The 24302-nt window shown below is 70.3% G+C and carries 17 protein-coding genes and 1 pseudogene; 13 read left to right on the top strand and 5 right to left on the bottom strand.

Annotated elements, in window-relative coordinates:
* Positions 1 to 29 precede the first annotated feature (29 nt).
* Positions 30 to 425 carry a nuclear transport factor 2 family protein gene (locus tag AB5J55_RS13895; protein WP_369270982.1) on the top strand — a complete coding sequence of 132 codons (396 nt, stop codon included), beginning with the start codon at positions 30 to 32 and terminating at the stop codon, positions 423 to 425.
* Positions 426 to 646: 221 nt separating this feature from the next.
* Here AB5J55_RS13895 and rpsT read toward each other — a convergent pair whose 3' ends face one another.
* The gene (gene rpsT, locus AB5J55_RS13890) at positions 647 to 913 is read right to left on the bottom strand and encodes a 30S ribosomal protein S20 (protein ID WP_217211225.1); all 267 of its coding nucleotides are present in this window, start codon (positions 911 to 913) and stop codon (positions 647 to 649) included.
* 220 nt (positions 914 to 1133) lie between these two features.
* Between rpsT and lepA the strand changes: the two genes are divergently transcribed.
* The gene (gene lepA / locus AB5J55_RS13885) at positions 1134 to 3002 is read left to right on the top strand and encodes a translation elongation factor 4 (protein WP_369270981.1); all 1869 of its coding nucleotides are present in this window, start codon (positions 1134 to 1136) and stop codon (positions 3000 to 3002) included.
* Positions 3003 to 3232: 230 nt separating this feature from the next.
* Positions 3233 to 5104, top strand: a complete 1872-nt coding sequence (locus tag AB5J55_RS13880; RefSeq protein ID WP_369270980.1) for a long-chain fatty acid--CoA ligase — start codon at positions 3233 to 3235, stop codon at positions 5102 to 5104.
* Positions 5105 to 5196: 92 nt separating this feature from the next.
* Here AB5J55_RS13880 and AB5J55_RS13875 read toward each other — a convergent pair whose 3' ends face one another.
* Both AB5J55_RS13875 and AB5J55_RS13870 read right to left on the bottom strand, forming a co-directional pair.
* On the bottom strand, positions 5197 to 5763 hold the full coding sequence (locus AB5J55_RS13875) for a two-component system response regulator (protein ID WP_369270979.1): 567 nt from the start codon (positions 5761 to 5763) through the stop codon (positions 5197 to 5199).
* A gap of 12 nt (positions 5764 to 5775) precedes the next feature.
* Positions 5776 to 9918 carry a HAMP domain-containing protein gene (locus AB5J55_RS13870; protein ID WP_369270978.1) on the bottom strand — a complete coding sequence of 1381 codons (4143 nt, stop codon included), beginning with the start codon at positions 9916 to 9918 and terminating at the stop codon, positions 5776 to 5778.
* A gap of 102 nt (positions 9919 to 10020) precedes the next feature.
* Between AB5J55_RS13870 and AB5J55_RS13865 the strand changes: the two genes are divergently transcribed.
* The 3 genes and pseudogenes from AB5J55_RS13865 to AB5J55_RS13855 all read left to right on the top strand — a co-directional run bounded on the left by AB5J55_RS13865 (position 10021) and on the right by AB5J55_RS13855 (position 13925).
* Positions 10021 to 11964 carry a SpoIIE family protein phosphatase gene (locus AB5J55_RS13865; RefSeq protein WP_369270977.1) on the top strand — a complete coding sequence of 648 codons (1944 nt, stop codon included), beginning with the start codon at positions 10021 to 10023 and terminating at the stop codon, positions 11962 to 11964.
* Between the two features lie 51 nt (positions 11965 to 12015).
* Positions 12016 to 13248: a radical SAM family heme chaperone HemW gene (gene hemW, locus AB5J55_RS13860; RefSeq protein WP_369270976.1), complete on the top strand. Its 1233-nt coding sequence runs from the start codon at positions 12016 to 12018 to the stop codon at positions 13246 to 13248.
* Between the two features lie 99 nt (positions 13249 to 13347).
* Positions 13348 to 13925, top strand: a pseudogene (locus AB5J55_RS13855) (Uma2 family endonuclease).
* On the opposite strand, the gene AB5J55_RS13850 reads toward AB5J55_RS13855, so the two are convergent.
* Both AB5J55_RS13850 and AB5J55_RS13845 read right to left on the bottom strand, forming a co-directional pair.
* Entirely contained in the window at positions 13903 to 14718 is an 816-nt protein-coding gene (locus tag AB5J55_RS13850) for a DUF3097 domain-containing protein (RefSeq protein WP_369270975.1), read from the bottom strand. The pseudogene AB5J55_RS13855 and the gene AB5J55_RS13850 sit on opposite strands and share 23 nt — an antisense overlap.
* Before the next feature lie 42 nt (positions 14719 to 14760).
* Positions 14761 to 15498 carry an MBL fold metallo-hydrolase gene (locus AB5J55_RS13845; protein WP_369270974.1) on the bottom strand — a complete coding sequence of 246 codons (738 nt, stop codon included), beginning with the start codon at positions 15496 to 15498 and terminating at the stop codon, positions 14761 to 14763.
* 161 nt (positions 15499 to 15659) lie between these two features.
* Here AB5J55_RS13845 and hrcA point away from each other — a divergent pair, with 161 nt between their 5' ends.
* From hrcA to AB5J55_RS13810, 7 genes are all read left to right on the top strand, one after another.
* A complete protein-coding gene (gene hrcA, locus AB5J55_RS13840; protein ID WP_369270973.1) occupies positions 15660 to 16676 on the top strand; it encodes a heat-inducible transcriptional repressor HrcA in 1017 nt (338 codons plus the stop codon).
* The gene (dnaJ, locus tag AB5J55_RS13835; protein WP_369270972.1) at positions 16677 to 17813 is read left to right on the top strand and encodes a molecular chaperone DnaJ; all 1137 of its coding nucleotides are present in this window, start codon (positions 16677 to 16679) and stop codon (positions 17811 to 17813) included.
* Between the two features lie 283 nt (positions 17814 to 18096).
* Entirely contained in the window at positions 18097 to 19182 is a 1086-nt protein-coding gene (locus AB5J55_RS13830) for a nitronate monooxygenase (protein ID WP_369270971.1), read from the top strand.
* Positions 19179 to 19934 carry a 16S rRNA (uracil(1498)-N(3))-methyltransferase gene (locus tag AB5J55_RS13825; protein ID WP_369270970.1) on the top strand — a complete coding sequence of 252 codons (756 nt, stop codon included), beginning with the start codon at positions 19179 to 19181 and terminating at the stop codon, positions 19932 to 19934. The genes AB5J55_RS13830 and AB5J55_RS13825 overlap by 4 nt, the downstream gene beginning before the upstream one ends.
* A gap of 18 nt (positions 19935 to 19952) precedes the next feature.
* Positions 19953 to 20345 carry a VOC family protein gene (locus AB5J55_RS13820; RefSeq protein ID WP_369270969.1) on the top strand — a complete coding sequence of 131 codons (393 nt, stop codon included), beginning with the start codon at positions 19953 to 19955 and terminating at the stop codon, positions 20343 to 20345.
* A 151-nt stretch (positions 20346 to 20496) separates the two neighbouring features.
* The gene (locus AB5J55_RS13815) at positions 20497 to 20994 is read left to right on the top strand and encodes a hypothetical protein (RefSeq protein WP_369270968.1); all 498 of its coding nucleotides are present in this window, start codon (positions 20497 to 20499) and stop codon (positions 20992 to 20994) included.
* Positions 20995 to 21069: 75 nt separating this feature from the next.
* Positions 21070 to 24300, top strand: coding sequence for a S41 family peptidase (locus tag AB5J55_RS13810; protein WP_369270967.1), 3231 nt, complete (start codon positions 21070 to 21072; stop codon positions 24298 to 24300).
* Positions 24301 to 24302 lie beyond the last annotated feature (2 nt).

Genomic DNA, 24302 nt, shown 5'->3' with positions numbered 1-24302 from the left:
TCGCCGGACTGGGAAAGGTGGCGACCACCATGGCTGAACACCCGCACGCTGCTCTCGTCCGCAAGGGCTACGAGGCCTTCTCGCGGGGTGACATGGACACCCTGCGCAGCCTGCTCTCCGGAGACTGCACGCACCACGTGCCAGGCAGCCACCCGCTCTCGGGTGACTTCAAGGGGCAGGACGCGTGTATCGACATGTACGGGCGGCTCTTCACCGAGACGAACGGGACGTTTCGCGTCGAAACGCGCAACATCCTCGTGGACGGCCGAGGCCATGCCGTGTCCGTGCACCGCTTCACCGCCGAGCGTCAGGGCAAGCGCATAGACGAGAACGGAGCCCTCATCTTCCGCATCGTCGGTGACAAGGTCACCGACATCGACGAGTGCGTTGAGGACATTGAGAAGGGCAACGAGTTCTGGTCGTAGGCCCCGCACCCCCGCCCATGCCGAAGGCCCCGGCACCCGCCCTGGGGAAGGGCGAGGCGCCGGGGCCTTCGGTTCAAGGTGCCGGAGTCACGCCCGCGTGGCGAACGCAGGCCGCGCGTGACTCCTGGGTGCCGGTCGGGAGCGGAAGAGAGAGGGCCCGCTCGGGGTCCTTCCGGCGACTGGATCCGGCAGACCGGATCCGATCAGACCAGATAAGGGGTTCAGCCCTTGAGGGAACCGACCTTCGAAGCAAGCGCCGACTTCTTGTTGGCGGCCTGGTTCTTGTGGATGACGCCCTTCGAGACGGCCTTGTCGAGCTGACGCGCGGCAGCGCGCTGGTACTCGGTGGCCTTCTCGACGTCACCCGCGGCAGCGGCCTCACGGGCCTTGCGGATCGCGGTCTTCAGGGAGGACTTGACGGCCTTGTTGCGCAGCCGAGCCTTCTCGTTGGTCTTGATCCGCTTGATCTGGGACTTGATGTTCGCCACTGATGAGCCTTTTCAGGTTCTGGCACGGGGCCGCGTGGGACCCGTACCGGTGATTTTCTGGAGTGTGCCTCGTGCTGAGAGGGCATGAGACACAGCCACCCAGGCTACCAGTGGCCGGGCCGACGGCCCAAAACGGTCGCCGGTCGCCGCCCATGGGACCATGGAACCTACGTATAGATCCGACCCGAGGCATAAGGCGCCTCAAGAGACAGGACCCTGCGTGCCCGCGACCCCTAACAATGTGCCCGAGCCGAGCCGTACCGACCCGGCACTGATCCGCAACTTCTGCATCATCGCGCACATCGACCACGGCAAGTCCACGCTCGCCGACCGGATGCTCCAGCTGACCGGTGTGGTCGAGCAGCGGCAGATGCGTGCTCAGTACCTCGACCGGATGGACATCGAGCGTGAGCGCGGAATCACGATCAAGTCCCAGGCGGTGCGACTGCCGTGGGCTCCCACCCACGATTCCGGCAACACGCACATCCTCAACATGATCGACACCCCGGGGCACGTCGACTTCACGTACGAGGTCTCGCGGTCGCTCGCCGCCTGCGAGGGGACCATCCTCCTCGTCGACGCCGCCCAGGGCATCGAGGCCCAGACCCTCGCCAACCTCTACCTGGCGATGGAGAACGACCTCACGATCATCCCCGTGCTGAACAAGATCGACCTGCCGGCCGCGCAGCCCGAGAAGTTCGCCGAGGAGCTCGCCAACCTGGTGGGCTGCGAGCCGAGCGACGTGCTCAGGGTGTCCGCCAAGACGGGCCTGGGCGTCGATGCCCTGCTCGACAAGGTCGTCGCCGAGGTCCCCGCGCCGGTCGGCGTCAAGGACGCTCCGGCCCGCGCGATGATCTTCGACTCCGTCTACGACTCCTATCGCGGTGTCGTGACGTACGTCCGTGTCATCGACGGCCAGCTCAACAAGCGCGAGCGGATCCGGATGATGTCCACCGGCGCCACGCACGAGCTGCTGGAGATCGGGACGAACTCGCCGGAGATGCTGGCGGCCGACGGGCTCGGCGTCGGTGAGGTGGGCTATCTCATCACCGGTGTGAAGGACGTCCGCCAGTCCAAGGTCGGTGACACCGTCACCAGCCAGCACAAGGGCGCCGAGGATGCGCTCGGCGGATACAAGGACCCGAAGCCGATGGTCTTCTCCGGTCTGTATCCGCTCGACGGCTCCGACTACCCGGAGCTGCGCGAGGCCCTCGACAAGCTCCAGCTCAACGACGCCGCGCTGGTCTACGAGCCGGAGACCTCCGCGGCCCTCGGCTTCGGCTTCCGCGTCGGCTTCCTGGGGCTTCTGCACCTCGATGTGATCCGGGAGCGGTTGGAGCGCGAGTTCGGCCTCGACCTGATCGCCACCGCGCCGAACGTGGTCTACCGGGTGGTCATGGAGGACGGCACCGAGCACACCGTCACCAACCCCAGCGAGTTCCCCGAGGGCAAGATCAACGAGGTGTACGAGCCGGTCGTACGCGCCACGATCCTCGCGCCGACCGAGTTCATCGGCTCGATCATGGAGCTGTGCCAGACCCGGCGCGGCACCCTCCTCGGCATGGACTACCTGTCCGAGGACCGGGTCGAGATCCGCTACACGCTTCCCCTCGCCGAGATCGTCTTCGACTTCTTCGACCAGCTGAAGTCGAAGACGCGCGGATACGCGTCGCTGGACTACGAGCCCACCGGCGAGCAGACCTCCAGCCTGGTCAAGGTCGACATCCTGCTGCACGGCGACAAGGTCGACGCCTTCTCCGCGATCACGCACAAGGACGCCGCGTACGCGTACGGCGTGCGGCTTGTCGCCAAGCTGCGCGAGCTCATTCCGCGGCAGGCCTTCGAGGTGCCCATCCAGGCCGCCATCGGCTCCCGGGTGATCGCCCGCGAGACCATCCGCGCCATCCGCAAGGACGTCCTCGCCAAGTGCTACGGCGGCGACATCTCCCGTAAGCGCAAGCTGCTGGAGAAGCAGAAGGAAGGCAAGAAGCGAATGAAGATGGTGGGTTCCGTGGAGGTTCCGCAGGAGGCCTTCATCGCCGTACTGAGCAGTGATGACAGCGCGGGTTCGGGCAAGGCCAAGAAGTAACCGCAGGTAGCACCAGGTGACCCGGCAAATCGCCGCATCAGGGGTCCGTCGTACGAAAGCGCGACGGACCCCTTTGTGCGCGACACGTGACTGTCTGGAGGAAGTGACAGGGCGCAGGCCCTTACGCAGTGGGCCGTCGGCCTCTACCCTGATCCCTGCTCGATAGTTACTCGCGAGTTAAACAACGCGAGTGGAACCAGCCGCACAGTCGCGGGCCCCCGGAGGATGTCGTGAGCACACAGACACTGATCGAGAACCGTCCGCCGAGCGTGGCGACCCTCTTTCTGGAGCGCGTGACAGCAACGCCGGACGCTGAGGCGTACCGCTATCCCGTGCCGTCGGCCGCGGGACAGGGCGCGGACGACTGGAAGTCGCTGAGCTGGGCGCAGGCCGCCGAACGGGTCTACGCGATCGCGGCCGGGCTCATCGAGCTGGGCGTGCAGCCCGAGCAGCGCGTGGCCCTCGCCTCCTCGACCCGGATCGAGTGGATCCTCGCCGACCTGGGCATCATGTGCGCCGGCGCGGCCACCACCACGGTCTATCCGCAGACCAACGCCGAGGAGTCGGCGTTCATCCTCGCCGACTCCGAGAGCCGGGTCCTCATCGCCGAGGACGCGGCCCAGGTGGCCAAGGCGCTGGAGAAGCGCGCGGAGCTGCCGAACCTCACGCATGTCATCGTCGTGGACGCGGACGGCGTCGAGACCGGTGACTGGGTGCTCAGCCTCGCCGAGCTGGAGGCCCGTGGCGCTGCCCGGCTGGAGAAGGACCCCGAGCTGATCAAGCAGCGGGTCGGCGCGATCACCAAGGACCAGCTGGCCACCCTGATCTACACCTCCGGCACCACCGGGCGCCCCAAGGGCGTGCGGCTGCCGCACGACAACTGGTCGTACATGGCGAAGGCGATCGCCGCGACCGGCCTGGTCGGCGCGGAGGACGTGCAGTACCTGTGGCTGCCGCTCGCGCACGTCTTCGGCAAGGTGCTCACCTCCGGTCAGATCGAGGTCGGCCACGTCACCGCCGTCGACGGCCGTGTCGACAAGATCATCGAGAACCTGCCGGTCGTGCAGCCGACGTACATGGCAGCCGTGCCGCGCATCTTCGAGAAGGTCTACAACGGGGTCGCCGCCAAGGCCCGCGCGGGCGGCGGCGCCAAGTACAAGATCTTCCAGTGGGCCGCCGAGGTCGCCCGCGAGTACGCCAAGGTCACCCAGGACAACTTCCGGCGCACCGGCACCCACTCCGCGCCCTTCGGACTCGCCGCCAAGCACAAGGTCGCCGACACGCTCGTCTACGCCAAGATCCGCGAGGCCTTCGGGGGCAACCTGCGCGCGTGCGTGTCCGGCAGCGCCGCCCTCGCCCCGGAGATCGGCTTCTTCTTCGCCGGCGCCGGCATCCACATCCTGGAGGGCTACGGCCTCACGGAGTCCTCGGCCGCCTCCTTCGTGAACCCGGGCGAGGCCTACCGCACCGGCACGGTCGGCAAGCCGCTGCCCGGCACGGAGGTGCGCATCGCCGACGACGGGGAGATCCTGCTGCGCGGCCCCGGCATCATGGAGGGCTACCACGGGCTGCCGGAGAAGACCGCCGAGGTGCTGGAGTCCGACGGCTGGTTCCACACCGGTGACATCGGGGAGCTGTCCCCGGACGGGTACCTGCGCATCACCGACCGCAAGAAGGACCTGATCAAGACCTCGGGCGGCAAGTACATCGCGCCCGCCGAGGTCGAGGGGCAGTTCAAGGCGGTGTGCCCGTACGTCTCCAACATCCTGGTGCACGGCGCCGACCGGAACTTCTGCACTGCGCTGATCGCGCTGGACGAGGTCGCGATCGTGGCGTGGGCCGAGGAGAACGGGCTCGGCGGGAAGTCGTACGCGGAGATCGTCGCCTCGCCGGCCGCCATCGAGATGGTCGACGGGTATGTGCAGCAGCTCAACACCGGGCTGCAGAAGTGGCAGACGATCAAGAAGTTCCGGCTGCTGCCGCGGGATCTCGATGTGGAGCACGGGGAGATCACGCCGAGCCTGAAGTTGAAGCGGCCGGTTGTCGAGCGGGAGTACAAGGCGCTGATCGAGGAGATGTACGCGGGAACGCGGGAGGCGTAGCGCGCCAGCGGAGGGGTGGCGGGGGCCGTTGGCGGCTGCGGGTTCGTCGTGGCTTGTCGCGCAGTTCCCCGCGCCCCTTCAGCTCGGCACGCTCACCCTTTTCCGACCAGCCGACGTATCTCGTGGACCCTGGCGCGTAGGTCCGTCAGGTTCGGGGGTGTGTCCTCGGAGAGCTCTTCCTCCAGTGCCGCCAACTGAGCGCTCAGCTGCTTGCTGTGGATGTGCTCGCGGCTCAGCAGACGCTCCAACTGCCTGTTCTTGCGGTACAGGTCCAGGAAGACCGACACCTTCGCGCGTAGTACCCATGGGTCGAACGGCTTGGTCAGGTAGTCCGCCGCGCCTGTCGCGTAGCCGCGGAAGGCGTAGCCCGGGTCGTCCTCCGCGCCGGTCAGGAAGATGATCGGGACGTCCTTGGTCTGGTCAAGTCGTTTGATGTTGGTGGCGGTCTCGAAGCCGTCCATGCCCGGCATGCGGACATCGAGAAGCACCAGGGCGAAGCGTTGCCGCAGCAGCGCCTTCATCGCCTCCTCGCCCGAACGCGCGCGGACGAGCGGCTCGTTGAGGGACCCCAGTACGGCCTCCAGCGCGATCAGGTTGTCCTCCATGTCATCGACGAGGAGGATGCCGGCACGCTCGTCGGTCGTTGCCTCAGCGCTCATGATGAAGTGGCCTCACTCGGTGATGGTCGGCGGAACCTCTTCCTCCTTGGAAGTGCTCGGTTCCGGTACTACGGTCTTGTTCGCGACCTCGGGGTCCAGGAGGTCGCAGACGACGGTCAGCAGCTGATCCACGTCCACCGGCTTCGGTACGTAGTCGTTGGCGCCCCGCGCAATGGACTTCTCCCGGTCTCCGGGCATCGCCTTCGCGGTGAGGGCGACGATGGGCAGGTCCGTCCAGCGCGGGGTGCGACGGATGGCCGAGATCGTCTCGTATCCGTCCATCTCCGGCATCATGATGTCCATCAGGACGAGTTCGACGTCCGGGGTGCGCTCCAGTGTCTCGATGCCCTCGCGGCCGTTCTCCGCGTACAGGACCGGCATGCCTACCCGGCCCAGGACATGGGTGAGCGCGAAGACGTTGCGGATGTCGTCGTCCACTATCAGCACCCGCCGGCCCGGCAGGATCTGCCCCGCCCGGCCCGTCTGCCAGGCCTCCAGCTTGGTCGGCGTCGGCCAGGACTCGTCCGCGTCGTGGGAGGTCGAGAACGTCTCGGTGGACATCTGCTCCGGCACCGGCAGCGGACGGTCCTCGGGCACCGGCCCGGTGGCGGAGTGACCGGGGCTGACGACCGGGACGTACAGCGTGAACGTGGAGCCCCTGCCCGGCTCGCTCTCGGCGACGATACGGCCGCCCAGCAGGCCGGCGATCTCGCGGCTGATGGACAGGCCCAGGCCCGTGCCGCCGTACTTGCGGTTGGTCGTGCCGTCGGCCTGCTGGAACGCCTCGAAGATCACCGGGAGTTTCTCCGCCGCGATGCCGATGCCGGTGTCGGACACCGAGAAGGCGATCACCTCGTCGCCCTCGAGGACGTAGTGGTGGTCGGGGTCCTTCACCCGGTTCACCCGCAGCTCGACCTTGCCCGACGCGGTGAACTTGATGGCGTTGGACAGGAGGTTGCGCAGGATCTGCTGGAGGCGCTGCTCGTCCGAGTACATCTCGCGCGGTACGTCCTCGCCGACCGCCACCTCGAAGGCGAGCCCCCGGTCCAGGGTGAGCGGGCGGAAGGTGGCGTGCACGTAGTCGAGCAGCTTGATGAGCGGCAGTTTCTTCGGGCGTACGTCCATCCGGCCGGCCTCGATCTTCGACAGGTCCAGGATGTCGTTGATCAGCTGGAGCAGGTCCGAGCCGGAGCGGTGGATCGTCGTCGCGAACTGGACCTCCTGGTCGGAGAGATGGCCGTCCGGGTTGTCGGAGAGCAGCCTCGCGAGGATCAGCAGTGAGTTCAACGGCGTCCGCAGCTCGTGGGACATGTTCGCGAGGAACTCCGACTTGTACTGCGACGAAGTCGCCAAGAGCGCCGCCTTCTCCTCCAGTTCGGCGTTCGAGCGCTGCAGCTCCGCCTGCTGCATCTGGAGTTCGTCCGAGCGTTCCTGGAGCTGCATGGCCAGGCGCTGGGACTCGCCGAGCAGGGACTCCGTACGGGAGTTGGCGATGATCGTGTTGATCGCGACGGCGATGGTGTTCACGAACTGGTCGAAGAACGCCAGGTGCACATCGGAGAAGCGGGAGAAGGACGCCAGCTCGATCACGCCGAGGAGCTTGTCCTCGAAGAGGATCGGGATGATGACGACGCTGCTGGGAGCCGCCTCACCGAGCCCGCTGTTGATCTTGATGTAGTTCGGTGGGGCCTCCTCGACCAGGATCCGCTTCTTCTCCCGGGCCGCCTGCCGGACCAGGCCGTGCACCGGTAGGCCGCCGGTCTCGATGGTCGTGCCCTGGGCCGAGCCGTATCCGGCGATGAAGGCCAGTCCCTTCGTGGGAACCGTGGTGCGCAGCGCGGCGCTCTCCTCGTCCGGGTCGGCCAGGAAGAACGCGCCGTACTGGGCGTTGACCAGCGGCGTCAGCTCGCGCAGCAGCAGGTCGGCGACCTCCATCAGGTCGCGGTGGCCCTGCATCAGGGCGGCCAGGCGAGCCAGGTTGGACTCCAGCCAGTCCTTGGCGCGGGTCGTCTCGCGCAGGTTGGCCACCATCAGGTTGATGTTGTCCTTCAGCTCGGCGACCTCGCCGCGCGTCTCGACCGTGATCGAGCGGGACATGTCGCCCTGGGCCACCGCGGAGGCGACCTCGGCGATCGCGCGGACCTGGGTGGTCAGATTCGACGCCAGCTCGTTCACGTTCGTCGTCAGGCGCTTCCAGGTGCCGTACACGCCCTCCACCCGGGCCTGGCCGCCGAGCTGGCCCTCGGAGCCCACCTCGCGGGCCACGCGGGTGACCTCGGAGGAGAAGGAGGAGAGGGTGTCGACCATCGTGTTGATGGCGGTCTTCAGCTCCAGGATCTCGCCGCGCGCGTCCACGTCGATCTTCTTGGAGAGGTCGCCGTTGGCGACGGCGGTGGTGACCTGGGCGATGTTGCGCACCTGCGAGGTGAGGTTGTCGGCCATGTAGTTGACGTTGTCCGTCAGGTCCCGCCAGACGCCGGAGACGCCCAGCACCTGCGCCCGGCCGCCGAGCCGGCCGTCGGTGCCGACCTCGCGGGCCACGCGGGTGACCTCGTCGGCGAAGGCGCGCAGCTGCTGCACCATCGTGTTGACGGTGTCCTTGAGTTCGAGGATCTCGCCGCGGGCGTCGACGGTGATCTTCTTGGAGAGGTCGCCGTTGGCCACGGCGGTCGTCACCTGCGCGATGTTGCGGACCTGCGAGGTCAGGTTCAGCGCCATGAAGTTGACGTTGTCGGTGAGGTCTTTCCATACGCCGCTGACGCCGCGTACCTGGGCCTGACCGCCGAGGTTTCCTTCGGTGCCGACCTCGCGGGCGACCCTCGTCACCTCGTCGGCGAAGGCGGAGAGCTGGTCCACCATCGTGTTGATGGTCGACTTCAGCTCCAGGATCTCGCCCTTCGCCTCGACCGTGATCTTCTTGCCCAGGTCGCCCTGGGCGACGGCGGTGGAGACCAGGGCGATGTTGCGGACCTGGGAAGTCAGGTTGTCCGCCATGAAGTTGACGTTGTCGGTGAGGTCCTTCCATACGCCGGAGACGCCGCGTACCTGGGCCCGGCCGCCGAGGTTTCCTTCGGTGCCGACCTCGCGGGCGACCCTCGTCACCTCGTCGGCGAAGGCGGAGAGCTGGTCCACCATCGTGTTGATGGTCGACTTGAGTTCGAGGATCTCGCCCTGGGCGTCGACGGTGATCTTCTGGCTCAGGTCGCCGTTGGCGACGGCGGTGGTGACCTGGGCGATGTTGCGGACCTGGGAGGTCAGGTTCGACGCCATGAAGTTGACGTTGTCGGTGAGGTCCTTCCATACGCCGGAGACGCCGCGCACCTGCGCCCGGCCGCCCAGCTGCCCTTCCGTACCCACCTCGCGGGCGACCCTCGTCACCTCGTCGGCGAAGGCGGAGAGCTGATCGACCATCGTGTTGACGGTCAGCTTGAGTTCGAGCAGCTCGCCGGTCGCCTCGACGGTGACCGTGCGGGTCAGGTCGCCGCGGGCCACCGCCGTGGTCACCAGGGCGATGTCGCGCACCTGCGCCGTCAGCCGGGACGCCATCGTGTTGACGGCCTCGGTCACGTCCCGCCAACTGCCGGAAAGACCCTGCACCTTGGCCCGACCGCCGAGCCGGCCCTCGGTGCCGACCTCGCGGGCCACGCGGGTGACCTCGCCGGTGAACAGGGAGAGCTGGTCGACCATCTTGTTCACGGCGCGGCCGAGACGCCGCAGGTCGCCGCGTAACTGGCGGCTGCCGTCGTGCAGATCGACGCGCTGGGTCAGGTCACCGCCGGCCACCGCGTCGAGCACGCGCGTCGCGTTCGCCGCCGGGGCGACCAGGGCGTCGAGCACCTGGTTGACGTCGTTGACGCGGGTCGTCCAGTCGCCGGGGCCCGGGCTCGCCGAGAGCCGCTCGTCCAGCCTGCCGTGCCGTACCAACTCCCGCTTGACCCGCTGCACTTCGCGGTTGAAGTGCGTGCTCCGGTCCATGATCTGGTTGAAGACGGCCGTCAGCTCGGCCACCACTCCCTCACCGGTCTCCGGCAGCCTCCGGAAGTCGCCGTCCCTCGCCGCGGTCATCGCGGCGAGCAGGGGGCGCAGTTCCGATGCTCGAATTTGACCGTCTTTCTGTCCGTCTTCGAGCACACGCGTAGCACGGTTCTCACTCATGGCGGCCCACTTCGGTAACTCGGTGCTTATGGGCGTGGTCAGTCTGTCACTCTGTCGGCGTCGACTGAGGCCTATTCGTCCGAACCGTTCGGGGAGCTGTCCATGGGGGCCATTCCGGCGCAACGGGAGACCGTTTCCCGTGCCTCTGATGCGCCTGCGCCGGAGAGCGTGGGCGCGGAAACCCGCGCCATCCTTCCCGGCAGTCCGATCTCCCCGGGCTCCGCCCGCACCCTCGTGCGCAACGCCCTCACCGAATGGGCCGCCTCCGGACTCCCCGGCACCGAGCACCTCAGCGCCCGTCTCGTCGACGACGCCGTCGTGGCCGTCAGCGAGCTGGTCACCAACGCCGTCGTGCACGCCGGCACCGATCTGGAGCTCACCTGCCGACTGGAGGACACCGGCGCCCTCCTCGTCGAGGTCCTGGACCACCACCCCTCGCGCGCCCCGCGCGACGGTGAGGTCGAGGCGCCGTACGAGACACCGGAATACGGGCGCGGCCTGCGGCTGGTGTCCCGGCTCGCCGAGTCCTGGGGCGTCACCTATCGCACCGGCGCCAAGACCGTGTGGGCGCGGCTGCCCGCCGAGGACCCCGTGGCGGCCAAGGACGACGTCGAGGCGTACGCCGAGGAGCGCGCGCTGGAGCGCGGGCTGCGCGTAGCCGAGATCCTCGCCCCCGAACCCCATCGCGCCGAGCGGGAGAGGGACTGGCTCAACCGCGGTGCCCTGTCCTTCCTCGCCGAGGCCTCCGACCTGCTCGCCGGGCAGCTCGACGAGAACCTGGTCGCCGCGCTCGCCGGCCAGCTGATCGTGCCGCGACTGGCGGACTGGTGCGCGGTGTGGCTGGAGGACGAGATCGCCGGGCGCTGGGGATACCCACGATCGGGTGAGGCCGGGGGCGGGGCGGGCTGGGCGGCGGAGGGCGCTGCCGGGACCGGGCCGCGGCTGGCCCGCGTCTGGCACGGCTCCGAGAACCTCATCGAGGAACTGCGCCAGGTCCTGGAGAAGGAGCCGCCGCTCCCGGCCGACAACCACCGCACCGGCCCGGTCGACTACCCCTGGCCCGGTGCGGCGCTCGGCGCGCGCGGGGTGCGCGGCACGGCGCTCGCGTACCGCCTGATCGCCGGGGGCCGCCCGCTGGGCACGCTGGTCATCGGGCGGGCCGACCTCATGCGCTTCCCCGACGAGGTCACCGGTCTCGTCGAGGACCTCAGCCGCCGGGTGGCCCTCGCCATCGGCGCGGCCCGCCAGTACGCCCGGCAGGCCACCATCAGCCGGGTCCTGCAGCGCGGACTGCTGCCCGGCGCCGTCGCGGAGATCCCCGGCGTGGCCAGCGCGCTGGTGTACGAGCCGTGCGACAAGGGCGGCCCGAGCGGCGACTTCTACGACCTGTTCCCGGCCGGCGACGGCCGCTGGTGCTTCGCCATCGGGGACGTCCAGGGCAAGGGCCCCGAGGCGGCCGTGGTGATCGGCATCGCCCGCCCCTGGCTGCGGCTCCTCGCCCGGGAGGGCTACCGGGTCGCCGACGTCCTCGACCGCCTCAACCAACTCCTCCTCGACGACGCCACGGAGGCCGCCGACGCCGCCGCGCGCGCCCTCGTCGGGCCGGTCCCGGTGGCGCCCGGCGACGGCCCGCAGACCCGCTTCCTGTCCCTCCTCTACGGCGAGCTCACCCCCTTCGACGGCGGTATCCGCTGCACCCTCGCCTCCGCCGGACACCCGCTGCCGCTGCTGCTGGGCGCCGGCGGCGAGGTCCACACCGCCGCGCACCCGCAGACCATCCTCGGGGTCGTCGAGGACGCCACGTACACCAGCGAGACCTTCGAACTGCGCTCCGGGGACACCCTGCTCTGCGTCACCGACGGGGTGACGGAGCGGCGCAGCGGCACCCGCCAGTTCGACGACGGCGACGGCCTCGCGACCGCGCTCGCCGGGTGCGCGGGGCTGAACGCCGAACTGATCGCGGAACGGATCCGCAGGCTCGTGCACGAGTTCAGCGGCCGTCCGCCGGAGGACGACCTGGCGCTGCTGGTGCTCCAGGCCGAGTAGCGGTTCTCCCGGGTTCCGGCGGGCACGCGCGCGTGCTGGACAATAGAACCCATGCCTTCCGCACTCCCCGACGGCGAGCCCGTCCCCGACGACGGCACGCTCCCCGCGTCCGCCCTCGCCGGGTCCGCCGACCGCCCCCTCGGCTTCTACCTGCACGTCCCGTACTGCGCGACCCGCTGCGGCTACTGCGACTTCAACACCTACACGGCGACCGAGCTGCGCGGCACGGGCGGAGTGCTGGCGTCCCGCGACAACTACGCCGAGACCCTCGTCGACGAGATCCGCCTCGCCCGCAAGGTCCTCGGCGACGACCCGCGCGAGGTCCGCACGGTCTTCGTCGGCGGCGGTACGCCCACGCTGCTGGCCGCCGACGATCTCGTACGGATGCTGGGGGCGATCCGCGACGAGTTCGGGCTGGCACCGGACGCGGAGATCACGACGGAGGCGAATCCGGAGTCGGTGGACCCGGCGTATCTGGCCACCCTGCGCGAGGGCGGCTTCAACCGGCTCTCCTTCGGCATGCAGAGCGCGAAGCAGCACGTGCTGAAGGTCCTGGACCGCACCCACACCCCGGGCCGCCCCGAGGCGTGCGTCGCGGAGGCCCGCGCGGCGGGCTTCGAACACGTCAACCTGGACCTGATCTACGGCACACCGGGCGAGTCGGACGACGACTGGCGGGCCTCGCTGGAGGCGGCGATCGGCGCCGGCCCGGACCACGTGTCCGCCTACGCGCTGATCGTCGAGGAGGGCACCCAGCTGGCCCGCCGCATCCGCCGGGGCGAGGTCCCGATGACGGACGACGACGTCCACGCGGACCGGTACCTGATCGCGGAGTCGGTGCTGTCGCAGGCGGGCTTCGACTGGTACGAGGTCTCCAACTGGGCGACCTCGGAGGCGGGCCGCTGCCTGCACAACGAGCTGTACTGGCGGGGCGCCGACTGGTGGGGCGCGGGGCCGGGTGCCCACTCGCACGTGGGCGGGGTCCGCTGGTGGAACGTGAAGCATCCGGGCGCGTACGCGGCGGCACTGGCGGCGGGCCGCTCGCCGGGGGCCGGGCGCGAGCTGCTGTCCGAGGAGGACAGGAGGGTCGAGCGGATCCTGCTGGAGCTGCGGCTGCTGGAAGGGGTGCCGCTGGGGCTGCTGAGGCAGGACGGGCTTGCGGCTTCTCGCCGGGCGCTGGCGGAGGGGCTGCTTCAGGAGGGGCCGTACGAGGACGGGCGTGCGGTGCTGACCTTGCGGGGGCGTTTGCTGGCGGACGCGGTGGTCAGGGATTTGGTGGACTGATCACTCGGGCGAGTGGATCACCCCGGAACGCCGGTTCGGTCCCTAACCTGGTTCGTAGGCTGCCGCCGGCAGGACGCGGCGGATGTGGAGGCCACGGAGATGACCCCCGTGGACGAGCGTGGGATTGCCAAGTTCTTCGAGGAGTTCGAGCCTCCCGAGGGCATCAAGGCCGAGCTTCTCCGGGGGGAAATCGTGATGACGGCCACTCCCGATCTGGTGCGCAACCGGATCGTGGCCGACGTGGTGGACCAGCTCCCGCGTAAGCGCTGGGAACGACTTCAGGTGACAGACGTGGACATCATCGATGAGACCAGCGAGCCGATTCCGGACTTGGTCGTGTTGGAACGGGGTGTTGCCCCGGACTCAGGCCGTCTGCTGCCGTCCCGGTTGGTCACCATGGTGGTCGAGTCGCCTCCAAGACCAGCATCCAGCGGGACTACGAGATCAAGCGGTCGATCTACGCCGCCGGTGAGGTACCCGCTTACCTCATTGTGGATCCGATCATGGCGCACTGCGTACTGCTGACCATGCCAGTCGGTAAGGGGGAGAACGCCGACTATCAGAGGCAGCAGATCACCAAGTTCGGGGCGCCGCTTCCGTTGGAGGATCTGGAACTCGAATTGGAGACCAGCGAGTTCGGCATCTACCCCAACGTCAGGCCCCACCGCTACCCGTGACGAAGTCGATCAGCTCCTCCACCCGCCCCAGCAACTCCGGCTCCAGGTCCTTGTAGGACCCCACCCGCTTCAGGATCGCCTGCCACACCGCCCCGGTGTTCTCCGACGGCCACCCCAGGGCGCGGCACACCCCCGTCTTCCAGTCCTGTCCGTGCGGGACGCGCGGCCAGGACTCGATGCCCAGGGCCGACGGCTTCACCGCCTCCCAGATGTCGATGTACGGGTGGCCCACGACCAGCGCGTGTTCGCTGGTCACCGACTCCGCGATGCGCCACTCCTTCGTGCCGGGGACGAGGTGGTCCACCAGGACGCCCAGGCGTGCATCCGGACCCGGAGCGAAGTCGGCCACGATCGAGGGCAGGTCGTCGACGCCCTCCAGGTACTCCACGACCACGCCCTCGATGCGCAGGTCGTCGCCCCAGACCTTCTCGACCAGCTCGGCGTCGTGGCGGCCCTCCACGTAGATGCGACCGGCGCGGGCCACGCGCGCGCGTGCGCCGGGGACGGCGACCGAACCGGACGCCGTACGGCTGGGACGTGCGGGGGCCGGGGACGACGGGCGTACGAGCGTCACCACCTTGCCCTCCAGCAGGAACCCCCGCGGCTCCAGCGGGAACACCCGGTGCTTGCCGAATCGGTCCTCCAGCGTCACCGTGCCCGCCTCGCAGCGGATCACCGCGCCGCAGAAACCCGTGCCCGGCTCCTCCACGACCAGGCCCGGGTCCGCCGGTACCTCGGGGGCGGGCTTGGGCTTCTTCCAGGGCGGGGTCAGGTCCGGGGAGTACTGGCGCATTCGGATGACGATAGGAGAAGCCCCGTGGGTACGTCTCGCGGATCAGGGCGACACGCCGAAGCGGGCCGCCAGGGCGTCCCGCTGGCGCCGTACGAACTCCGCGTCCACCACCGCTCCGTGACCGGGCACGTACAGCGCGTCCTCGCCGCCGAGGTCCAACAGGCGGTCCAGGGCGGCCGGCCAGTGCGACGGTACGGCGTCGGGGCCCGCCTGGGGTTCACCGGACTCCTCCACCAGGTCGCCGCAGAAGACGACCTCCCGATCGCCGGAGGCCACGCCGGGCACCAGGACGACCAGATCGTGGGCCGTGTGGGCCGGGCCCACGTTCGCGAGCAGGACCTGGCGGCCGTCCTCCAGGTCGAGTGTCCACTCGCCGCTCACCTGATGGCGGGGGTGGACCAGGGCGTCGAGCGCCTCGTCCGCCGCGTCCGGGTCCAGGCCGTTGCCCACGGCGTCGGAGCGCATTTCCGCACGCGCGTGCGCGGACACCGTGTCCATGCCCACCGGGCCGTACACCTCCGCCCCGGCGAACGCCGCCGCCCCGAAGACATGATCGAAGTGGGGATGGGTCAGCGCGAGATGAGTCACACGGTGACCCGCGAGCCACTGCGCCTGCGTACGCAACCGCACGCCCTCCCCGAGGCTTGACCCGGCGTCGATCACGAGCGCCGTGTCCCGGCCCACGACCAGCCCCGCGGTGCAGTCCCAGCCCGGAAGCCGGCACCTGCCGACCCCGGCCGCCAGCCGTTCCCACCCGAGCTCTTCCCAAGTCACCGTCATACGGCGACGCTAACCAAGACACCGCCGTCGGGCACGGTGGTGCCGGACCGGCCTTGCCGGGGGCGTACCCCACCGCCGTACACTGGCCGGGGACGGTTGGCACTCACCAGCGCAGAGTGCCAGGCGAGATGTCAAGGGGCGACTTCTGGAGGTGTGCGCGGTTGCTGAGTGAACGCAGGCTTCAGGTGTTGCGCGCCATCGTCCAGGACTATGTCGGGACCGAGGAGCCGGTCGGGTCGAAGGCGCTGACCGAGCGGCACAACCTCGGGGTCTCCCCGGCGACCGTCCGCAATGACATGGCCGCCCTGGAGGACGAGGGTTTCATCGCCCAGCCGCACACCAGCGCGGGGCGCATCCCGACCGACAAGGGTTACCGGCTGTTCGTCGACAAGCTCGCCGGCGTCAAGCCGATGACCCCGCCGGAGCGGCGCGCCATCCAGAACTTCCTCGACGGCGCCGTCGACCTCGACGACGTCGTGGCGCGCACCGTGCGGCTGCTCGCGCAGCTCACGCGGCAGGTCGCCGTCGTGCAGTACCCGTCGCTGACCCGGTCCACCGTCCGTCATGTGGAGCTGCTCTCGCTCGCACCCGCGCGCGTGATGCTCGTGCTGATCACGGACACCGGGCGGGTCGAGCAGCGGATGATCGACTGTCCCGCGCCCTTCGGCGAGGCCTCGCTCGCTGATCTGCGCGCGCGGCTGAACAGCCGGGTCGCGGGGCGGCGCTTCACCGATGTGCCGAGGCTCGTCGAGGACCTCCCCGAGGGCTTCGACCTGGAGGACCGCGGCACGGTCTCGGCCGTGCTCTCCACCCTTCTGGAGACACTGGTCGAGGAGAACGAAGAGCGGCTGATGATCGGCGGCACCGCCAATCTCACCCGCTTCGGACATGACTTCCCCCTCACCATCCGGCCCGTCCTGGAGGCCCTCGAGGAGCATGTCGTGCTCCTCAAACTCCTTGGCGAGGCAGGGGATTCGGGCATGACCGTACGCATCGGTCACGAGAACGCCTACGAGGGACTCAACTCAACGTCTGTCGTGTCGGTCGGCTACGGTTCGGGCGGCGAGGCAGTAGCCAAGCTCGGCGTGGTCGGACCGACCCGCATGGATTACCCGGGAACGATGGGAGCGGTACGCGCAGTGGCACGGTACGTCGGACAGATCCTGGCGGAGTCGTAAGTGGCCACGGACTACTACGCCGTTCTCGGCGTGCGTCGCGACGCGTCGCAGGAAGAGATCAAGAAGGCCTTCCGGCGGCTCGCGCGCGAGCTGCACCCGGACGTCAACCCGGATCCGAAGACCCAGGAGCGGTTCAAGGAGATCAACGCCGCTTACGAGGTGTTGTCGGACCCGCAGAAGAAGCAGGTCTACGACCTCGGCGGCGACCCGCTGTCCCAGGCGGGCGGCGCGGGAGCCGGCGGCTTCGGTGCGGGCGGCTTCGGGAACTTCTCGGACATCATGGACGCCTTCTTCGGTACGGCGTCCCAGCGCGGCCCGCGCTCGCGCACCCGTCGGGGCCAGGACGCGATGATCCGGCTGGAGATCGAGCTCGACGAGGCGGCCTTCGGCACGACGAAGGACATCCAGGTCGACACGGCCGTCGTCTGCACCACCTGCAGCGGTGAGGGGGCTGCCCCCGGCACCTCCGCTCAGACGTGTGACATGTGCCGCGGTCGCGGTGAGGTGTCGCAGGTGACGCGGTCCTTCCTGGGGCAGGTCATGACGTCGCGGCCCTGCCCGCAGTGCCAGGGATTCGGGACGGTGGTTCCCACGCCGTGTCCCGAGTGCGCCGGCGACGGACGCGTCCGGTCCCGTCGGACGCTCACGGTCAAGATCCCGGCCGGTGTCGACAACGGCACCCGGATCCAGCTCGCCGGCGAGGGCGAGGTCGGGCCCGGTGGCGGTCCCGCCGGTGACCTGTACGTCGAGATCCACGAGCTGCCGCACTCGACCTTCCAGCGGCGCGGCGACGACCTGCACTGCACGGTGACGATCCCGATGACCGCGGCGTCCCTCGGCACGAAGGTGCCGCTGGAGACGCTGGACGGCCTCGAGGAGGTCGACATCCGGCCCGGCACCCAGTCCGGTCAGTCGATTCCGCTGCACGGACGCGGTGTGACGCATCTGCGGGGTGGCGGGCGCGGCGATCTCATCGTCCATGTCGAGGTCACCACGCCGACCAAGCTGGACCCCGAGCAGGAGCGGTTGCTGCGCGAGCTGGCCAAGCTGCGAGGCGAGGAGCGGCCGCAAGGGCAGTTCCAGCCGGGGCAGCAGGGGTTGTTCTCGCGGTTGAAGGATGCGTTCAACGGGCGCTGACGTGAGCTGCGAGGGGCTGCTGGGGGTCCGGGGGTCGGTCCCCGGGCGGGCACAGTCAGCCGGGGCAGCAGGGGTTGTTCTCGCGGTTGAAGGATGCGTTCAACGGGCGCTGACCGGTGTGTGGGGTTGCTGCCGTGGCTGGGGGGCTGCCGCCCCCCAGACCCCCGGTTCGGCCCTGAACGGGCCGCGTCCGCAAAACGCCGGACGGGCTGATTTTCCTCGGCCCATTGCCGCGGCACAGGGCCGATTCGGACTTGTTCGGAGGACGTGACAACATGCCGTCATGTCCTCCGCGCTGACCGATCTCTTCCCCCATCCGATCGTGCAGGCCCCCATGGCGGGCGGCGTCTCCGTGCCGCAGCTCGCCGCTGCCGTGTCCGAGGCCGGTGGGCTGGGGTTTCTCGCCGCCGGGTACAAGACGGCCGACGGGATGTACCAGGAGATCAAGCAGCTGCGGGGGCTGACGGGCCGGCCCTTCGGGGTCAACCTCTTCATGCCGCAGCCCGAGTACGCCGACGCCGCGGCCGTGGACGTCTACGCGCATCAGCTCGCCGGTGAGGCCGCCTGGTACGAGACCGAGCTGGGAGACCCGGACAGCGGGCGGGACGATGGGTACGACGCCAAGCTGGCCGTGCTGCTGGACAACCCGGTGCCGGTCGTCTCGTTCCACTTCGGGGTGCCGAAGCCCGATGTGCTGGAGTCCCTGCGCCGCGCCGGAACCGTCACCCTCGTCACCGTCACCACCACGGACGAGGCGCTCGCCGTGCAGCAGGCCGGCGCCGATGCCGTGATCGTGCAGGGAGTGGAGGCCGGCGGGCACCAGGGGACGCATCGCGACAACCCGGAGACGGACCGGTCGGGCATCGGCCTGCTCTCCCTCCTCGCGCAGGTCCGGGAGACCGTGAGCCTGCCCATCGTCGCCGCCGGCGGCATCATGCGGGGCAGCCAGATCGCCGCCGCCCTCGCGGCCGGGGCCAGTGCCGCCCAGCTCGGCACCGCCTTCCTCGCCACCCAGGAGTCCGGCGCCAACGCCCTGCACAAGCAGGCGCTGACCAACCCCCTGTTCGTGCGGACCGAGCTGACGCGCGCGTTCTCCGGCCGGCCCGCCCGCGGCCTGGTCAACCGCTTCATGCGCGAGCACGGGCCCTACGCGCCCGCCGCCTACCCCGAGGTCCACCACCTGACCTCCCCCCTGCGCAAGAAGGCCGCCGCGTCCGGTGACGCGCAGGGCATGGCCCTGTGGGCGGGGCAGGGGCACCGTATGGCACGCGAACTGCCCGCCGGGCAGCTGGTGGAGGTGCTGGCCGCCGAGCTGGACGCCGCGGCGACAGCGTTGTCGGCGGCACCCAAGGGGGGTGCGGTCGGATGACGGCGCCGGTGTTCGTCGTCGAGTCGCTGGAGCGGGGCCACCTCTCCGGAGGCGAGTACGTACTCGACGGTCCCGAAGGGCGGCACGCCGTCTCGGTGAAGCGGCTGCGGGCCGGCGAGGAGGTCGTCCTCACCGACGGGCTCGGGCGCTGGGTCGAGGGTGTCGTCAAGGCGGCCGAGGGCAAGGACCGGCTGGTCGTGGGCGTGGGTGCGGTGGCCGAGGAGCCGGTGGTACAGCCTCGTATCACCGTCGTCCAGGCCCTCCCCAAGGGCGACCGCGGTGAACTGGCGGTCGAGACCATGACCGAGACCGGCGTCGACGCGATCGTGCCGTGGGCGGCCGCCCGGTGCATCACGCAGTGGAAGGGCGAGCGGGGCGCGAAGGCTCTCGGGAAGTGGCGGGCCACCGCCCGGGAGGCCGGCAAGCAGTCGCGCCGGGTGCGCTTCCCGGAGGTCGCGGAGGCGGCGACGACCAAGCAGGTCGCGGCGCTGCTCGCCGACGCCGCCTTCGCCGCCGTACTGCACGAGGAGCGCGACTACGGCAGTGAGCCGCTCGCGACGGCCGAACTGCCCGCCGAGGGCGAGATCGTGCTCGTCGTCGGCCCCGAGGGCGGCGTGGCCCCCGAGGAACTCGCCCTCTTCGAGGAGGCGGGCGCGAAGGCGTACCGTCTGGGCCGTACCGTCCTGCGCACCTCCACCGCCGGAACCGCGGCGACGGCACTGCTCCTCGGCCGCACCGGCCGCTGGGCCTGACCAGGAGGGACGTCCGCCGTGGAACTCGCCCAAGTACGGCTCCTGGTCGGCGACTTCGCCGCCTGCTACCGCTTCTACGCCGACGTCCTCGGCCTCAAGCCGCAGTCGGGCGCGGCGAACGGGCCCTACGAGAAGTTCAGCCCCGCCACCGGTTCGGCGGGCATCGCCCTCCAGGACCGGGCGATGATGGCCGAGGTCCTGGGCGAACTCGGCGACGAGGCCAGGGGGCATCGCTCACTGGTGGTCCTGCGCGTCGACGATCTGGACACCTACTGCGCACAGATCACCGAACGCGGCGCGACCCTCCTCCACGATCCCACCCCGCTGACCGACCGCATGCGCGTCGCCCACCTCAAGGACCCGGAGGGGAACCTGGTGGAACTTCAGGAGTGGCTGCTGCTGCGCACCTGAGGTCGACCGCCTCCCGGCGTGAACTGCGCGAGCAGGGAGTGGCCGTATGCGCTCTACCGCGGCGGCCGGGACAGTGGCAGGCTGCGGTCCCATGGGGGCATTCAGGAGGGTTCGGTCTCGCGTCGACCGGCGTGCCGGGCGTCGTGCGCGGATGGCCGCCGTCGCGGGGCTCGCGGTCGTCGCCGTCGGCTCGGTGGTCGGCTGTGATCCGGGTGGGCTGAGCTCGGCGACCGTGGCGTTCACGACCGATCAGACCGTGACCGAGGAGCTGGAGCGGCAGAAGGCCGACGTGCAGTGGCTCAACTGCACGGGCTCGTACGACGACAGGGGCAACGGCAGTTCGCCGACCGCCAGTGAGAACACCGTCGTCAAGGTCGACTGCGAGGGTGAGACCAAGGACGGCAAGGACATCGTCGTCACCGGCCGGATCACCCGGGCCGTCAGCGGTTCCTGTGTGCGCGGGGACCTCGTCGCCAAGATCGACGGCAAGGAGTGGTTCCACGTGAACGGGCTGGGCGACTGCGACGCCACGCCCTCGCCCGTCAGCCCGTCCGGGGGCGGCCAGCAGCCCGGCCCCACCGTCACGGTGACGGTCACCAAGACCGTCTACTGCAAGCAGCATCCGAACTGCTGGCCGGAGGGCAAGTGACCGCCTCCCGGCGGGAGTTGCGGCAAGTGATCCAAAGGCCTGTTCGCGGGCGCCGCGCTTGCCTAGGGTGATCGGGTGACACAGCCCGCGACGCCTGCTCCGCCTTCGGCCCCCGTCCCCTCGCCGTCGTATCTGCGGTATCCGCATCTGCACGGCGACCTGGTCGCCTTCACCGCCGAGGACGACGTATGGCTCGCCCCCCTCGACGGCGGCCGGGCCTGGCGGGTCAGCGCCGACAACGTGCCGGTCTCCCTGCCGCGCATCTCGCCCGACGGTACGACCGTCGCCTGGACCTCCACCCGCGACGGCGCCCCCGAGGTGCACATCGCGCCGGTCGACGGCGGCCCCTCCAGGCGCCTCACCCACTGGGGCAGCGGGCAGACCCGGGTGCGCGGCTGGACCCCCGACGGCCAGGTCCTCGCGATCAGCACCCAGGGCCAGGCGGGCAGCCGCCGCACCTGGGCCCACACGGTCCCGCTCGACGGCGGACCGGCGACCACCCTGCCGTACGGCCCCGTCGCCGATGTCGTCCACGGGCCTCGGATGCTGCTCGCGTCCGCGCCCATGGGGCTGGAGGCGGCCCGGTGGAAGCGCTACCGGGGCGGTACGGCGGGAAAGTTGTGGATCGGGCTCGAGGGTGACGGGGACTTCGTACGGCTGCATGAGGAGCTGGACGGGAACATCGAGTACCCGATGTGGGTGGGGGATCGTGTTGCCTTCCTCTCCGACCACGAGGGCGTGGGGGCCGTGTACTCGTCCCTCGCCGACGGGGCCGACCTGCGACGGCACACCCCCGTCGACGGCTTCTACGCCCGGCACGCCGCGAGCGACGGCACCCGGGTCGTCTACACCTCCGCCGGTGAACTGTGGGTCCTGGACGACCTCGACGGCGCCGAGCCGCGCCGGCTCGACATCCGGCTCGGCGGGCAGCGCACCGACCGGCAGACGTACCCGTTGAACGCCGCCCGCGCGTTCGGGGAGGCGGCGCCCGACCACACCGCGCGCGGCAGCGCGGTCTCCGTGCGGGGTGCCGTGCACTGGGTCACCCACCGCTCCGGCCCCGCCCGGGCGCTCGCCGCCGAGCCGGGGGTACGCGCCCGGCTGCCGCGCACCTTCCGCACGGAGGGCGAGGAGTGGGTGGTGTGGGTGACGGACGCGGAGGGCGACGACGCGCTGGAGTTCGCGCCCGCGACCGGGCTCGCGCCGGGATCCACCCCGCGCAGGCTCGGCGGCGGGCAACTGGGCCGCGTCCTGGAACTCGCCATGGCGCCCGACGGGAGCCGGGCAGCGGTCGCCGCGCACGACGGCCGCGTGCTGTTCGTCGAGCGGGAGACCGGCGAGGTGCGCGAGGTGGACCGCAGCGCGGACGGGGACGTCTCCGGGCTGGTCTTCTCGCCCGACTCGGCCTGGCTCGCCTGGTCGCACCCGGGCCCGCGCCCGCTGTCCCAGCTCAAGCTCGCCAACACCACCGACCTGTCGGTGTCCGAGGCGACCCCGCTGCGCTTCCAGGACTACGCGCCGGCGTTCACGCAGGACGGCAAGCACCTGGTGTTCCTGTCGACGCGGGCCTTCGATCCGGTCTACGACGAGCACGTCTTCGACCTCGCGTTCGTGGTCGGCTCGCGCCCGCACCTGATCACCCTCGCCGCGACCACCCCGTCCCCGTTCGGCCCGCAGCGGCACGGCCGCCCCTTCGACGCCCCCGACAAGGACGAGACACCCGACAGCGAGGGCATCCCGACCACGCGCATCGACCTCGAAGGACTCGCCGACCGGATCGTGCCGTTCCCGGTCGAGGCGGCCCGCTACAGCACTCTGCGGACCGCCAGGGACGGCGTGCTGTGGCTGCGGCACCCCGTGCGCGGTGCCCTGGGTGCCTCCCGGGCCACGCCGGACGACCCCGAGCCCAAGACCGAGCTGGAGCGCTACGACCTCCTCCAGCGGCGCGTCGAGCATCTCGCCGACGACGCCGACGACTTCGAGGTCAGCGGCGACGGCAAGCGGGTGCTGCTATGGACGGGCGACCGCTTGAAGGTCGTACCGAGCGACCGGCGGGCCTCCGGCGACGACGACAGCGACACGAACATCACCGTGGACCTGAGCCGCGTACGGCAGACGGTCGACCCGTCGGCCGAGTGGCGGCAGATGTTCGAGGAGACCGGCCGCATCATGCGGGACCACTTCTGGCGGCCGGACATGAGCGGGGTGGACTGGTCCGGGGTGCTGGACCGCTACCGCCCGCTGCTCGACCGGGTGGCCACCCACGACGACCTGATGGACCTGCTGTGGGAGGTGCAGGGCGAGCTGGGCACCTCGCACGCCTACGTCGCCCCGCGCGGCGGGTACGGCAGCGGGGCCCGGCAGGGCCTGCTGGGCGCCGACATCTCCCGCCACGCGGACGGGAGTTGGCGGATCGACCGGATCCTGCCCTCGGAGACCTCCGACCCCGACGCGCGGGCCCCGCTGGCCGCGCCCGGGGTCGCCGTGCGCGCCGGGGACGCGATCGTGGCCGTGGCCGGGGCGCCGGTGGACCCGGTGACCGGGCCCGGACCGCTGCTCGTCGGCACGGCGGGCAAGGCGGTGGAGCTGACGATCTCGCCGGCCGGGGGCGGAGAGGTACGGCATGCCGTCGTGGTCCCGATCGCGGACGAGCAGCCCCTGCGGTACCACGCGTGGGTGGCGGACCGGCGGGCGTACGTCCACGAGAAGTCCGGCGGCAGGCTGGGCTACCTCCATGTGCCGGACATGCAGGCGCCCGGGTGGGCCCAGATCCACCGTGACCTGCGCGTCGAGGTGGCACGCGAAGGGCTCGTCGTGGACGTGCGGGAGAACGGCGGCGGGCACACCTCGCAGCTCGTCGTCGAGAAGCTGGCCCGGCGGATCGTGGGCTGGGAACTGCCGCGCGGGATGCGGCCGTACAGCTACCCCGCGGACGCCCCGCGCGGACCCGTCGTGGCGGTGGCGAACGAGTTCTCCGGCTCCGACGGGGACATCGTGAACGCGGCCATCAAGGCGCTGGGGCTCGGCCCGGTGGTGGGCACGCGGACGTGGGGCGGCGTCATCGGCATCGACAGCCGCTACCGCCTGGTCGACGGCACGCTGATCACCCAGCCGAAGTACGCCATCTGGCTGGAGGGCTACGGCTGGGACGTGGAGAACCACGGCGTCGACCCGGACGTGGAGGTGCTCCAGCGCCCGCAGGACTGGGCGGCGGGGCGGGACGCCCAGCTGGACGAGGCGATCCGGATCGCGCTGGCGGGGCTGGAGGAACGGCCGGCGAAGACACCGCCGGCGCTGCCGAGCTGAGG

It is taken from the genome of Streptomyces sp. R11 (assembly GCF_041051905.1).
Lineage (GTDB): Bacteria > Actinomycetota > Actinomycetes > Streptomycetales > Streptomycetaceae > Streptomyces.
This window is presented reverse-complemented; position numbering and strand designations above follow the sequence as displayed.

Bases quoted from the DNA above. Each gene is read 5' to 3' on its own strand.
- AB5J55_RS13895 (WP_369270982.1), top strand. From the start codon at position 30: ATGGCTGAACACCCGCACGCTGCTCTCGTCCGCAAGGGCTACGAGGCC.
- AB5J55_RS13875 (WP_369270979.1), bottom strand. From the start codon at position 5,763: ATGAGCGCTGAGGCAACGACCGACGAGCGTGCCGGCATCCTCCTCGTC.
- AB5J55_RS13870 (WP_369270978.1), bottom strand. From the start codon at position 9,918: ATGAGTGAGAACCGTGCTACGCGTGTGCTCGAAGACGGACAGAAAGAC.
- AB5J55_RS13865 (WP_369270977.1), top strand. From the start codon at position 10,021: ATGGGGGCCATTCCGGCGCAACGGGAGACCGTTTCCCGTGCCTCTGAT.
- hemW (WP_369270976.1), top strand. From the start codon at position 12,016: ATGCCTTCCGCACTCCCCGACGGCGAGCCCGTCCCCGACGACGGCACG.
- AB5J55_RS13850 (WP_369270975.1), bottom strand. From the start codon at position 14,718: ATGCGCCAGTACTCCCCGGACCTGACCCCGCCCTGGAAGAAGCCCAAG.
- AB5J55_RS13845 (WP_369270974.1), bottom strand. From the start codon at position 15,498: ATGACGGTGACTTGGGAAGAGCTCGGGTGGGAACGGCTGGCGGCCGGG.
- AB5J55_RS13830 (WP_369270971.1), top strand. From the start codon at position 18,097: ATGTCCTCCGCGCTGACCGATCTCTTCCCCCATCCGATCGTGCAGGCC.
- AB5J55_RS13825 (WP_369270970.1), top strand. From the start codon at position 19,179: ATGACGGCGCCGGTGTTCGTCGTCGAGTCGCTGGAGCGGGGCCACCTC.
- AB5J55_RS13815 (WP_369270968.1), top strand. From the start codon at position 20,497: ATGGCCGCCGTCGCGGGGCTCGCGGTCGTCGCCGTCGGCTCGGTGGTC.